The following is a 13,313-nucleotide window of genomic DNA, read 5'->3' as shown; positions in this document are numbered from 1 at the left end:
GGCCGATGCGCGCGTGCCATGCAGCGGTGTGGGCTGCCGGGACCGGACCGACATGGAGGAAATCAGTGAAACAACCAGTACCTGCGCCCCGGTGGGGCAGACGCCGCAGACCCGGTGGCAGGAGAGGCATTACCGCGCGTCTGACCGCAGCGCTTCTGTCCGGTACGGTTGTCGCCGGCCTCCTCGGCGCTGGCCACGCCGTGGCCGAGGATGCTACGGATCTCCCCTGGCGTACCGGCCGTCAAGGTGTGCTCGACTACTGGGCGACCGGCGGCGCTGGCATCAAAGAAGCCGCTGAGAAGGCCCTCCTCGGCTCGGACCAGGACATCGAAGACTTCCTTGCTGACGCGGACGGCATCCAGCTGGCCGACGACAAGGTCGATGCCAGCCGCATCCTTAACGTCGGCGGCACCGCCGTCCGGGAGGCAGCCAAGAAGGCACTCGCCGGTACCCCGGACGACCTACACGCTTTTTTGAAGGACGGCTGGAAGACCCCGCACGAGCAGGACCAGCGGGTCGATGCCTCGCGCGCCATCAACCTGGGAGGTGCCGGCGTCCGGGATGCCGGGACCCGGGCTCTCCAGGGCACCCCCGCGGATGTCGCCGCGTTCCTGGAACACGGCCAGTACACGGCCCGTGTCTCGGACAACCGTGTGGCGGTCTCCAAGATCTACAACACCGGCGGCCCCAATGTGAAGGCGGCCGCGAAGCTGGCGCTCCAGGGCACCCCGGACGACATCGAAGAGTTTCTGGAGGTCGGCCAGTTCGTCGCGCGCAATCGCGACCAGGAGCACGCTACGATCGCCCAGCTGACCGACCAGGCCAAGCAGGCCGGCAAGCAGGCCGACGATGCCACGAAGGCCGCGCAGGATGCCTCCGACAAGGCCGTCGCCGCGTCCGAACTGGCTAAGCAGGCGGCGGAAAAGGCGGCGAAGGAGACCAACGCCGCCAGGAACGACGCCACGCGTGCTGCGGTCAAGTCCAAGCAGGCCGCCGACGCCGCGCGCGCCGCTGCGGATGCCGCACAGACGGCGATCGGTGCGGCCAACGCCGCGAACCGTTCAGCCCGGATCGCAGCGCTTGCGGCGGCACAGACCGCCAACGCCGCTGCTGCCGCCGCAGACGCGGCAACCCGCGCCTACAACGCGGCGATAGCGGCAGGCAAGGACAAGTCGCAGGCCCAGAACGCCAGCGACATGGCCAAGGCGGCCTACGCCGCCGCCAATCTCGCCACCCAGTCCGGCAAGGCCGCCGACCAGGCGAGCAAGGCATCGCTCGCCGCCGCCAGTGCGGTTGCGGCGTCCAAGAGCGCCGGCAAGAACGCCAACGCTGCCGCCGACGCCGCCGACGAGGCCGCTAACTACGCGGACGCCGCGGGGACTTCCTCGGCGCAGGCGCGGGCGGCAGCCACGGAAACCCGGCGCCATGCCGCCGAGGCCAACGCGGCCGCCGACGAGGCAGAGGTGCTCGCCCGCAAGTCTGCCGCCGCAGCAGCCGAGGCGCGCGACGCCGCCGACTCCGCCGCGACTCACGCCGAGAACGCGGGCAAGGCTGCCGAGGAGGCCGCCGCCCACGCAGGAGAGGCGGCCGACGCGGCAAGCGAGTCGCAGAAGCAGGCCGATGCGGCCAAGGTCGCCGCTGAGACAGCGACCAAGGCCGTCGCCACCGCGAAGAAGACGTTCGACATCGCTCGGGAGGCCGAGGCACAGGACCTGGCCACCCGCACCAGTGCCGGCATCGAGAAGGCCAAGTCCGACAAGGCTTCGGGCGACGAGTTCACCAAGGAACTCTCCGGAAGCCTGCTGGAGGGCAAGGCGATCACCGACGACACGGCGGCACTGTCCGCCGAGGCCGCCGAACCCGGCGCCAACACCGCCGCGCTCGCTCGCAAGGGCCGGAGCGTGGCCCTGCGAGCCATGAAGTATTTCGGTTCCTGGCGCCAAGAGGCCGCGGAGAAGGCACTGGCCGGCTCCGACGCGGACGTCGTGGAGTACCTGCGGAGCGGCTGGAAGCACGCCGAGCAGGAGGAGATCGTCCAGCAGGTAGCCGACCTCGCGTCGGACAGTCCCTACCCGTCGGTGCGTTCGGCCGCGGCCGAGGCCCTCAAGGGCACCGACGAGCAGATTCGTGACTTCTACACCACTGGTCAATTCAGCGCTGGCCTTGCCGACTACCGCGTGAAGGTCTCCCAGATCGACAACACGGGCGGCCCCGGGGTGAAGGAAGCCGCGGAGAAGGCACTCACCGACGGCAGCGCTAAGACACTGCTCGCCTTCCTCAACAACGGTCAATACACCGCCCGCAACGGTGACGAGAGGGTGATCGCCAGCCAACTCGTCAACACCGGCGGTCCCGAGGCGCAGGCGGCGGCCAAGATAGCCCTGACCGGGGCGCCGAACCAGCTCGATGAGTACGTCGCGGTCGGCCGGTACATGGCCGAGCGCAAGGATCAACTGGCCGCCACCCATGTCGCACAGGTCCAACGGCTGATAGCCGAGGGCGGCATCATCGCCGCCAAGGCGCAACAGAACCGCTGGCTCGCAGCCAAGGCCGCAGCGGACGCCAAGCACGCCTCGGACAAGGCCGCCGACGCCGCGGCGGAAGCGAACAAGAGCGCCGAGCAGGCGAACGGGTACGCCAAGGAGGCCGACAAGGCAGCGGACAGCGCAGAGACCAGCGCCGCCAAGGCGAAGCAATCCGCCAGCACAGCCCGCTCGGCTGCCAACCGCGCGCAGCAGGACGCGACAGCCGCCGAGGAGTCCGCCGCCCAGGCCGAGTTCTCCGCGAGCTACGCCCGCAGTTCCGCCGCGCAAGCGGCGGATGCGGCGACCGAGGCACGCAGTGACGCCATCGACGCCGGCAAGAGCGCGGCGGAGGCCGAAACCGCTGCCTCACAGGCCTGGAACCGGGTGAAGGACCTGCGCCAGACCGAAGAGGCTGAGGCACGACGGCAGGCTGCGGAACGACGCAAGGCCCAACGTGCGGCGCAAAGTCAGACGAAGCCGCCCTGCTATCTCTACCCCACCAGGGACAATCTGCCGCCCTGCGCGCTGGCCGGGCAGCCCGTCACCCCGCCACCGATCGATCCGACGCTCTCGGCCATCGCCATGACCGTCTTCGGTGTCAACGACATCGTCGACTGCTATGAGAACCCGACGCTTGGCAAATGCCTCATGGCCGCCATGTCGGTCCTCCCTGTCGGCAAGCTCAAGGCGCTCAAGGAACTCGAGCACTTCGAGGACATCGCCGAGGGAACCCGGGTCGCCAAGGCCCTGAAGTGCTTCCAGTGCTTCCTCGCCGGCACCCGGGTGCTCATGGCCGGCGGTACGACGAAGGACATTGAGTCGGTCGAGCCTGGAGACAAGGTCGTTGCAACCGACCCCCTCACTGGCGAGACAGGCCTGCGTGAGGTGACGAACCTCGTCGTGACAGAGCACGACAAGGCGTTCACGCGGCTGTCCATCGAGACCCGGACCGGTATCGCACGGCTCACCGCGACCAGCGAGCACCGCTTCTGGTCGCCGTCCGCTCGGAGCTGGGTCGAGGCCCGCGCTCTGCGGCCGGGTATGACGCTCCGGGACGCGGACGGCGGCACTCATGCCGTACGCGGCAGCGCGTCCTACGAGCAGAACGCAAGGACGTACACCCTCACGGTCGATGACCTGCACACGTTCTACGTGCTGGCCGGAAGCACCCCGGTGCTCGTGCACAACGCGAGCTGCCCGGTGGGCTTCGCGAACCTCGGCAACGACCGGTTCCAATCCCCGGCGGGACTCATCTACGGCCCCGGCTCCGCACAGGGCCACCGTCTGGCCCACGTAATGGAGCACGCACACCCCGACCCGTCGAAGACCGTCCACGGTGTCTACAGCAACGCCGACCAGGGGTCCATCCTCGGGCTGATCGACGAGGGCTGGAGCAAGCGAGGCGCTCACGTACCCAACGACCCCGCCGCCTTCATCGTGGACATGCAGCGGACCGTCGGTACGTTGGGGGAGAAAAAACTGAGGATCGTGGTCGTACCGGGCACCACGAGGATCATCACCGCCTACCCGGTTCTGTGAGGGAGACAACTATGATCTGGTGCCCGCGATGCAACCAGGGATGGGTCACTCGGGCCCGCGTCCCGGGAGAGTCCGAGACGTTCCTGCTCTGCTACGAGTGCGACACCGTCTGGGTAGACCGCGAACCGGACGCGCATCCGCCGTTCCTCATCCTTGAGGAGTACCTGGCCCGCTTCGGGCTCGACGGCCTGTGGTCGAACATCGAGATCCTCGAAAAGAAGCCAGGCGTCTAGATCCGTCGGCGTCGGCCTCCTGGCCAGCGCCGAAAGGTCATCCCGCCAAGGAGCACGGCCGCTGCCCGGCATCGGTGCCCGCGGAGTACGCCCCAGCACAGGGCGGCTCCGTAGGTGCCCCATTGTCCGGCAGCGGCCAGACCCGGCACGACGACCGGCCCCCGTCCCCTCACAGTCCCCGGTCCGCCCGAACACGGGCGCCAGCACGGACGGCGCGGCCCCCTCGAGGCCGAACCGCTCCCCGCCATCGGCCACACCAGCACAACGCGCCCGGCCGCCCCCTGGCCCCGGCACCCGAGCCGTCAAGAGCTCCGCGAACCAGAGCAGTTGGAGGAGCTCGACACACCCTGGTGCCCGAGCTGGCCGGTGACGTGGCAGCGGTGCTTCCACCTGGCGCGGATGCACCTGGATGCAGGCGAGGCGGTGCCCACCGAGGCGGGTGAAGTCCGGCGCCAGGGCACGGACCTCGGGCGGTGCGCTCGGTCCGGCTCGGTTGGGACAACCTGACGATCGCGCTGCAGTGGATGTTGCGAACAGGTCCTCGGAATCACGCCCGCGGCCGAGGACGAGAAGCCGCCCGCGCCGCACCCAGGCCGACAAGTGGGCGCTGAACTGCCAAGGCCGCCAAGCAGTTCTACGAGCGCGAGGGGCACCTTCGGGTACCTCGGAAACACATCGAACGGAGTCGTCGGCGACGACGAGAACGGCGACAGTGAGGACCAGAAGGTGCGGGAACTCCGACTTGGGGCGTGGATCGGGAACCAGCGCAGCCGGGCCGCGACGCTGTCTCCGGAGCGGATGGAGCTGATGTCCGCGATCGGGACGCGGTGGTCGTAGTGCGCAGGCGCAGGGTAGTGGGCCGGGCAGAACTTCTGCACGGCCCAGCACTGTTTGGTGTCAGCGGCGGGCGGTGTACATCTGCAGGATGTCGCCCATCGGCTGTTCGGTACCGTCCGGGTTCTTTCGGATGCCGGGGACGCCTCCGGTGACAGTGCCAGCCGGCCCTCCGGAACCGCGAACCGGCCCCGAGCCGCCACGCCGACCGCTCCGGGCGCCGTGGCCGTGCCGGTTGATCGTCGGGGCTCGGGGTAGCGGAGCGGCATGGCCATCGAGAACACCTCCGCTTCCGTCATCGGCCGGCGTCGGCCCGAGATCGACGTGCCGTCGCTCGCCGCGGTCCTCGACGGCGAGTACGCCGGGATCCGGGACCTCGTCCGGACGAATCTGGTCACCCATGCCGGTGTTCTCGACGAGGCAGACGCGCTCGGCATCGACGCGTTCCGCGAGAGGGTCCGCGATGTCGTCGTCCAGATGGCGGCGACCGGTCAGACCGGTATGGGCTTTCCGGCGGCGTACGGGGGCGGGGGCGATGTCGGTGCGTCGATCGCCGCCTTCGAGACCCTGGCGTTCGGTGATCTCTCCGTCCTCGTGAAGGTCGGCGTCCAGTTCGGGCTCTTCGGCGGGGCCATCCTGCATCTCGGCACCGAGCACCACCACAAGACCTATCTGCCCCGCCTTGTCACCGGGGAGTTGATGGGCTGCTTCGCCATGACCGAGGCGGGTCACGGTTCCAACGTCCAGGCGCTCGGCACCGTCGCCCGCTACGACCCGGGGAGCCGGGAGTTCGTCCTCACCACCCCCGACGAGCAGGCGCGCAAGGACTACATCGGCAACGCCGCCCGCCATGCCGAGCTCGGCGTCGTCTTCGCGCAGCTGGAGGTGGGCGGCCGGTCCGAGGGTGTCCACGCCTTCGTCGTCCCCCTGCGGTCCGGCGGCCGGGTGCTGCCCGGTGTCGCCATCGAGGACGACGGGCGGAAGATGGGCCTCAACGGCGTCGACAACGGCCGTATCCGGTTCGACGGTGTGCGCGTCCCCCGCGAGGCGCTCCTCGACCGTTTCGCCCGGGTCACTCCCGAGGGTGTCTATGAGAGCGCCATCGAGAACCCCGACCGGCGCTTCTTCACCATGCTCGGCACCCTCGTGCAGGGGCGGGTCAGCGTCGCCGGAGCGGGCGTCGGCGTCGCCAAGGTCGCGCTGGCGGTCGCCACCAAGTACGCCGACCGGCGGCGCCAGTTCAAGGCGTCCCCGGACTCCGCGGAGCAGGTGCTCCTCGACTACGGCCTCCACCAGCGCCGGCTGCTCCCCCTCCTCGCCCGCACCTACGCGCTGCATTTCGCCCAGGACGTCGTACGGGCTCAGTTGCACGAGGTCTTCTCCGGTGTCGAGAACGATCCGCAGGCGCGGCGCCGTCTCGAGTCGCGGGCCGCCGGTATCAAGGCGCTCGCCACCTGGCACGCCACCCGCGTCGTCCAGGAGTGCCGCGAGGCGTGCGGTGGCGCCGGCTACCTCGCCGTGAACCGCTTCGCCGCCCTCAAACGCGACAGTGACGTCTTCACCACCTTCGAGGGCGACAATCACGTGCTCCTCCAGCTCGTGGCCAAGGGCCTGCTCACCGATCACGCGAGCGAGTTCGAGGATCTCGATCAGCTTGGCATGGTCCGCTATGTCACCGGTCTCGCCGTGGAGACCGTCATCGAGCGGACCTCGGCGCACAAGCTCCTCGAACGCGTCCGCGACCTGCTGCCCGGCGGTGACGCGTGGGACCGGGAGGCCGGACTCCTGGATCCGGAGTACCAGCTCGCCATGGTCCGCTTTCGCGAGGAGCACATGCTCGCCGGCCTCGCCCGTCGCATCAAGCGCGGCACGGACCGGCAGGACGCACCCGGCGTGGTCTTCTCGCAGGTCCAGGACCACGTCATCGCCCTCGCCCGGGCCCATGTCGAACGGCTGGTCACGGAAGCCTTCGTCGACAAGGTGCGCGCTCTTCCCGAGGGTGCGGAGAAGGATGCGCTGGGCCTGCTGTGCGATCTGTTCGCGCTCTCGGCCATCGAAGCCGATCGCGCCTGGTTCATGGAACACGGCCGGCTGACCGTGCAGAGGTCCAAGGCGATCAGCCGCGAGGTGAACGACCTCTGCCGCACGGTGCGCCCTCTCGCCGTCGGCCTCGTCGACGCCTGGGGCATCCCGGCGCCCGTCCTTGGGGCACCGGACCTCGTCGGCCCCGCCGGCTGAGGCGGCCGCCGCCCGGCCCGGGAAGGCACCCGGCGCCGTCGCTCCCGGCGCCCGCCTCACCGCAGGACCTCGACGAGGAGCACCCAGGCGTTGACGGCGGCGACGGTGACCGCGAAGAGGAACGCGGCGGGGAGCCAGTAGAGGCCGCCGCCGTGGCCGGCCGCCAGGGAGGTGCCGGCCGTGAGCAGGGACAGGGTCAGTGCGGCGGCGGTGGACAGCCTCAGTACCGTCGCGGCGTGCGGTATGCCCTTGCCGCGGCCGGTGCGGGCGGCCCTGAAGGGCGAGACGGCGCTCGCGGCGGCGTTGAGGAGGAGGAAGGCGGCCAGCACGCCGCGGTGGAGGCCCGGGGTCAGCGCGACGATGCTGACGAGCAGGACGATGAGGAGCGCGGCCAGGGCTTCGAGGGCGCGCCCTGTCATCGAGTTGTGGCCCTCGCGCTTCTCCGCCTCCAGGACGGTGCGGATGTTGACGCTGAGGCCGACGAAGATGAGGCCGCTGAGTGCTGCCGCGGCGCCGCCCGCGCACAGGAACATGTCGGTCCAGCCTTCGGTGGTGTAGCCGCTCGTCCCGGTCATCCTCGGAATCCTTCGCCGGTCTTGTCCCATCGGCGGTGTGCCGGTGGTGTGGTCATCGGGTCTTCTCGTCGCGCGGCCGGCCCGGCATCGGGCCGGCCGCGGGGTCCGGTGGGCGGCGAGCGCCGCGCGTTCAGCTCCCGGCGGGAGCGGTCGGAGCGGTCGGATTGAGGGTGGTGTCCAGCCAGTCGAAGGTGATCTGCTGGAAGCGGGACATGGCTCCCATGTGGCAGTGCTCGCCCGCGCCTTCGGCCTCGGGAAGGGTGATCAGGGTGTGGGGGCAGGTCAGGGCGGCCTGGACGCGCTGGGGCTGGCCGCGGAAGAACTGGTCGTTCTCGGCGTCCAGGATGAGGGTCGGGCAGGCGATGAGTTCGGCGACGCCGTCGAGGGTGTAGTCGACGGTGCGGCGGATGTAGTCCGCGGCGGATGTGGCGCCGAAGGCCCATACGCCGTTGCGCAGGGCCCAGCGGAGCTGGGTGTTGCCCTTCATCAGGAGGTCGGCGACGGGGTTGGCGAGGTCGTCCCGTCCGGCCTCGACCCACTCCTGCAGGAACGGCGGCATCATGCGGGTGTGGGCGTCGTAGTAGTCGTAGAGGCCGTCGTCCAGGACGAGGGCGGCCAGGCGGTGCTCGTGGGCGGCGGCGCGGGCGGTGAGGTAGCCGCCGAGGCTGTAGCCCATCAGGACGAGCTGGTCGGGGGCTGTCTCCGGGCGGGTCAGCGCGTAGTCGACCACCGGGGTGACCACGGCCTCCCAGTCCGGGCGGAAGACCAGGTGCTGCTCGCGCAGCGCGGCTCCCTGGCCGGGGCCGTCGTAGGCGAGCACGTTGTAGCCGCGGCGTAGCGCGGCCGCGGCGACGACGAAGTACGCCTCCTCCAGGGTGGAGTCGAAGCCGCTGGTGAAGATGAGGGTGGGGCGGGGGGTGCCGGAGTCGTCGACGAGGAAGAGGTAGCCGGGCAGGCTGCCGCCCTCGTAGGGGATGCGGACGGCTTCGACGGGGGTGTCCAGCAGCGCGGCGGCGGCGGCGAACGTCTCGCGGGAGAGGGCGGACAGGTGCTTGACCTCGGGGTCGTCGGCGGGGTCGTCGCGGCGGTAGAACTCGGCGGTGCGGTAGTAGCTCGAGGCGCGCAGCAGAGCCTCGCGGGCGCTGACCCGGTGTCCCTGCGCCAGGGCGTGGGTGCCTATCGCGTGGACACGCTCCGCGGTGCTCTTCCACTCGCGCAGCCACGCCTCTTCGTCGCCCTCGGCGATGTTGTGGGCGGTGGCCACGACCTCGCCGAGGTCCGCGCCGCCTTCGTTGGCGAAGCCGGCCGCCCGCAGCGTCTCGAAGGAGAAGGACTCGTCCTCGAACAGGAATCGCATGATGCACCTCAAACCGTGGTGGCCGACATTTACCGAGACGGAACGGATCCGTCTCGTCTGAGGGGAACGTTAGCCCCGTCTTAGTCGAGACGCAAGCGTTCCGTCTGGTGTACGTTCAAGGCATGCCCAGCTCACCCACGCCACCCGCGCCCCAGCCCGACGCCCCCGCGCCCGCCTCCGCGCCCGCGCCCGATCGGCGACCCCCCGGAGGCCCCGTCCTCCAGGACTCCGTGACCGAGGCCATCACGGCCGCCTTCTTCGAGGAGCTGGCGTCGACGGGCTACGCCCGCCTCTCCCTGGAGGCCGTCGCCAAACGGGCCGGAGCCGGCAAGGCGGCGATCTACCGCCGCTGGCCGTCCAAGCTGGAGATGACCGTCGCCCTGGTGTCCGAGGCCGCCGTGGCCACCCCCGAGACCACCGACACCGGAACCCTGCGCGGCGACGTCCTCGCCTACCTCACCGAACTCGCCACCGCGCTGCGCCACCCGCTCCCGTCGAAGATCATCCCCGACCTGCTCGCCGAGAGCGCCCGCAACACCGAACTCGAGCAGGCGCTCTTCAGCGCCGTCCGCGACACCCGCCGCCGCCGAGCCACCCACCTGCTCGAACGCGCCGTCGAGCGAGGCGACCTCTCCCCCGGCACCGACCGCGACCTCGCGCTCGACCTGCTCGCGGGCCCCCTCTACTGGCGACTCGTCGTCGTCCACACCCCGACCGGCCCCGACTACCTCGACAGGCTCACCGACAAGCTCGTCGCCGCCATCACCGCCTGACGAGGGCGCACACCCACGGCAGGCGGAGAGCGGCCGGGGCGACGCCGCCCACGCCTCCCGCGTGGACCGTCCGGGCGGCAACCGGACCGAGTGCGCCCCGGTCCCCGGCCGCGGCCGTACCGCCCGCACCGCCCGGCATAAAGACGGTGATGTAACTGTTACGGTTACTACTGGGAGGTGGTGCGGGTGAGCGCCAACAGCCGGCTGACCGTCGCGGCCCATGTGCTCGTATGGATGGAGCTGTACCGGCGCCAGGGCGGCACGGTGGCCACGTCCGAGCAGATCGCCGAGAGCGTGAACACCAATCCGGTCGTGATCCGGCGCCTGCTCGGCGACCTGCGCAAGGCCGGTCTCGTCTCCTCCCGGCGAGGCGCGGGCGCGGGCTGGGTCCTGGCCCGCGACCCGGCACGGATCAGCCTCCTCGAGGTGTACGACGCCGTCGAGCCGGGGGCCCTCTTCGCCCTGCACCGCGCCCTGCCCAACCAGGAGTGTCCGGTCGGCCGGGGCATCCAGCCGGTCATGCAGGAGGTGTACGACCAGGCGGAGGCCGCGGTGCGGCAGGAACTCGGCAAGTCGACCCTGGCCGACGTCCTGCGCGGCGTTCTCGCCGCCCACTGACCGCAGACCGCGGGCCGGGGCCGTCCGATCCACGGAGCACCCGGCCCCGGCCGCACCCATAGACGTAACAATCATGGTTACAAGGAGCGAGATCATGGGACAGCTCGACAACAAGATCGCCCTCGTCACCGGCGCCTCGACCGGTATCGGACTCGGCATAGCCGAGCGCTTCGTGAAGGAGGGTGCGACCGTCTACATCACCGGCCGCCGCGAGAACGAGCTCAAGGCCGCGGCCGAGCGTCTCGGCGACAGGGCCGTCCCGGTCCGCAGCGACGTGTCCGACCTCGACGACATCGACCGTCTCGTCGCCGAGATCCGTGACCGCGCGGGCCGCCTGGACATCCTCGTCGCCAACGCGGGCGGCGGTGAGCTGGCACGCCTGGGGGACATCACCGAAGAGGACTACGACCGTACCTTCGCGATCAACGTCAAGGGCATCGTCTTCACCACCCAGAAGGCGCTGCCGCTGCTGGACCGAGGAGGGTCGGTCATCCTGCTGGCCTCCACCAACGCCTCCAAGGGCGTGCCCGCGATGAGCGTCTACAGCGCGACCAAGGCGGCCATCCGCAGTCTGGCCCGCTCCTGGGCCGGGGAACTGGCCGAGCGCGGTATCCGCGTCAACGCCGTGAGCCCCGGCCCGGTCGAGACCCCCGGGATCCTCTCTCTCGCGGGTGACAACCCTGCGGCCCGCCGGCGGCTGACGGAAAGTCTCATCGCACAGGTCCCGCTCGGACGGATGGGGCGTCCGGACGAGGTCGCCGCCCTCGCCCTCTTCCTGGCCAGTGACGAGAGTTCCTTCAGCACGGGAGGGGAGTTCTTCGTGGACGGCGGTCTGGCCCAGATCTGACCGCGCGACGAGCCCCCGCCGGAAACCCGGTACCGGGCATGGTGATTCACCCCGGTACCGGCTCGGCGCTCGACGCCGTTCCCGTGCGCGGGCCGGCAGAACCTGCCGCCCCGCAGGCCGCCTGCGGCTCCTCGCCGGCTTGTGGGGCCGGGGGGCGGGCCACGCTCCAGGCCATGCGCGAGGAGATCACCGACTCAGCGCGCGGCGGACTGCAGCCGTTGCATCCACAACGAGCTGATGTACCGGCCGTTCTTCACGGCGTACTCGCGGAAGATCCCGATGTCGGAAAAGCCGAACCTGCGGTGCAAGGCCACCGAGGCGTCGTTCGGCAGGGCGATGCCTGCGAGTACGACGTGTACCGGTTCGTCGGCCACGAGACCGAAGAGCGCTTGGTACAGGGAGGTTCCCAGTCCCTGTCCTCTGCTGCCCTCAGCAAGTCCGACGCTCACCTCGACCGTTTCCCGGAAAGCTTCATGATCGCGGTAAATCTGGCTGCACGCATAACCGAGAACCTGGCTGCCTCGGCGGGCGACGAGCATCCGGTACGGGCCCGACTCCGAGAACTGCGCGAACCAGTCGCGCCGCTCCTCCATACCCAGCAGCCTGGTGGCGAATCGGGCGTGCGAGGTCGCGGCTGTGTGATTCTGGATGGCGACGATCCCGGGCAGATCATGCGCGGTCGCCGGGGCGAGATCGACAGCCGTCAGCTGAAACTCGTACACGGAGAGGCTCCTCAGACCAAGCGGGGACGTCATACCGGCACGCTATGGGCACCGCCGGCCACACAGAACCCCGTGATTCAAAGCGGCTGGCCATAGGGTGCGCCTATGGCTCTGGAACTCGTGGACCTGCGTGTCTTCGTCACCGCCGCCTCCGCCGGCTCGCTTTCCGCCGCAGCACGCGAGCTGCGAGTCGCGCAGCCGTCCGTCAGCGAACGCCTGCGCCGGCTGGAACGGCTCATCGGTCAGCCGCTGCTCGACCGGTCGAGCCGAGGAGTGTCACTGACCCCCGCGGGAGAACGGCTGCTGCCCCACGCGCAACGGTGCCTGGACATGGCGGCCCGGGCCCTGGACATCGCCCGAGAGGACGACACCCGGGGCACCCTGCACCTGACCACCCACGCCACCTACGCGCCGCTGGCCGTTCCCTTCGTCATCGGCGCCCTCCAACCACTCAGGTACGCCGTCGTGGTCGATGACCAGCACAGCCCGAGCGCCCTGCAACGAGTGGCCGCGGGCACGACCGACATCGCCATCACGCTGCCGCTGCCGCACGCCCCCGAGGTACGGCTGCACAAGTTCCGCAGTGAGCCGGTCATCGCGGTCTGCCACCCGGACCACCCGCTCGCGGCACGCCGCTGCGACACCGCCCGGCTGAGCGCTCACCCCCTCGCCGTGAACCTCTGGGGCAGCGGCGCGGACCTCTTCCACGAACAGCTTCTAGACGCGCCCACCCGCGCACACCAGGTCTACCGCATCAGCTCCGCCGAGACCGCAGCCGATCTCGCGCGCTCAGGGCAGGCCATCGCCGTCCTCACGCGCGCCACGGTCGTACGCGACCTCGCCACCCGCAGCCTGGTCGAACTCGACGTGAGCGACATGCCCAAGTGGCACGTCGACCTCATGGCAGCCCACCACCGCGAACGCGCCGACGAGCCGGCCATCGCCGCCGTGATCAACGCCCTGCGCCACCTCCAACTCTGACCCATCGCGCCCATGGAGAGCCGGGCGTGGAAAAGCGGTCCGTCCAAACGCATCACCAGCCCCGCTCCCGC

At 70.3% G+C, this 13,313-nt stretch carries 10 protein-coding genes and 1 pseudogene; 8 read left to right on the top strand and 3 right to left on the bottom strand.

Going from position 1 to position 13,313, the window contains the following annotated elements; all coding sequences use genetic code 11:
• Nucleotides 1-248 precede the first annotated feature (248 nt).
• The 4 genes and pseudogenes from GHR20_RS36110 to GHR20_RS36100 all read left to right on the top strand — a co-directional run bounded on the left by GHR20_RS36110 (nucleotide 249) and on the right by GHR20_RS36100 (nucleotide 7,369).
• The gene (locus tag GHR20_RS36110) at nucleotides 249-4,064 is read left to right on the top strand and encodes a polymorphic toxin-type HINT domain-containing protein (protein ID WP_194859083.1); all 3,816 of its coding nucleotides are present in this window, start codon (nucleotides 249-251) and stop codon (nucleotides 4,062-4,064) included.
• An 11-nt stretch (nucleotides 4,065-4,075) separates the two neighbouring features.
• Entirely contained in the window at nucleotides 4,076-4,297 is a 222-nt protein-coding gene (locus GHR20_RS36105) for a hypothetical protein (RefSeq protein WP_153815673.1), read from the top strand.
• Between the two features lie 321 nt (nucleotides 4,298-4,618).
• Nucleotides 4,619-5,134 (top strand): annotated as a pseudogene (locus GHR20_RS37980) (helicase associated domain-containing protein); the annotation flags it as partial.
• Nucleotides 5,135-5,398: 264 nt separating this feature from the next.
• A complete protein-coding gene (locus tag GHR20_RS36100; RefSeq protein ID WP_153815672.1) occupies nucleotides 5,399-7,369 on the top strand; it encodes an acyl-CoA dehydrogenase in 1,971 nt (656 codons plus the stop codon).
• A gap of 56 nt (nucleotides 7,370-7,425) precedes the next feature.
• Here the strand turns inward: GHR20_RS36100 and GHR20_RS36095 are convergent, their stop codons facing one another.
• Together GHR20_RS36095 and GHR20_RS36090 are read right to left on the bottom strand one after the other, a co-directional pair.
• Complete coding sequence (locus GHR20_RS36095; RefSeq protein WP_153815671.1) at nucleotides 7,426-7,944, bottom strand: hypothetical protein; 519 nt, start codon at nucleotides 7,942-7,944, stop codon at nucleotides 7,426-7,428.
• Nucleotides 7,945-8,074: 130 nt separating this feature from the next.
• The gene (locus GHR20_RS36090) at nucleotides 8,075-9,301 is read right to left on the bottom strand and encodes an alpha/beta fold hydrolase (RefSeq protein ID WP_153815670.1); all 1,227 of its coding nucleotides are present in this window, start codon (nucleotides 9,299-9,301) and stop codon (nucleotides 8,075-8,077) included.
• 122 nt (nucleotides 9,302-9,423) lie between these two features.
• Between GHR20_RS36090 and GHR20_RS36085 the strand changes: the two genes are divergently transcribed.
• From GHR20_RS36085 to GHR20_RS36075, 3 genes are all read left to right on the top strand, one after another.
• Nucleotides 9,424-10,074: a TetR-like C-terminal domain-containing protein gene (locus GHR20_RS36085; protein WP_153815669.1), complete on the top strand. Its 651-nt coding sequence runs from the start codon at nucleotides 9,424-9,426 to the stop codon at nucleotides 10,072-10,074.
• 186 nt (nucleotides 10,075-10,260) lie between these two features.
• Nucleotides 10,261-10,692, top strand: coding sequence for an Rrf2 family transcriptional regulator (locus GHR20_RS36080; protein WP_153815668.1), 432 nt, complete (start codon nucleotides 10,261-10,263; stop codon nucleotides 10,690-10,692).
• 94 nt (nucleotides 10,693-10,786) lie between these two features.
• Nucleotides 10,787-11,539 carry a glucose 1-dehydrogenase gene (locus tag GHR20_RS36075; protein ID WP_153815667.1) on the top strand — a complete coding sequence of 251 codons (753 nt, stop codon included), beginning with the start codon at nucleotides 10,787-10,789 and terminating at the stop codon, nucleotides 11,537-11,539.
• 194 nt (nucleotides 11,540-11,733) lie between these two features.
• On the opposite strand, the gene GHR20_RS36070 is transcribed toward GHR20_RS36075, so the two are convergent.
• The gene (locus tag GHR20_RS36070) at nucleotides 11,734-12,261 is read right to left on the bottom strand and encodes a GNAT family N-acetyltransferase (RefSeq protein ID WP_161214761.1); all 528 of its coding nucleotides are present in this window, start codon (nucleotides 12,259-12,261) and stop codon (nucleotides 11,734-11,736) included.
• Between the two features lie 105 nt (nucleotides 12,262-12,366).
• On the opposite strand from GHR20_RS36070, the gene GHR20_RS36065 reads away from it, so the two are divergent.
• Entirely contained in the window at nucleotides 12,367-13,242 is an 876-nt protein-coding gene (locus tag GHR20_RS36065) for a LysR family transcriptional regulator (protein WP_153815666.1), read from the top strand.
• Nucleotides 13,243-13,313: the final 71 nt, after the last annotated feature.

It is taken from the genome of Streptomyces sp. SUK 48 (assembly GCF_009650765.1).
GTDB lineage: Bacteria > Actinomycetota > Actinomycetes > Streptomycetales > Streptomycetaceae > Streptomyces.
The sequence above is the reverse complement of the archived record's forward strand: the minus strand, read 5'-3'. Positions and strand labels throughout refer to the sequence as shown.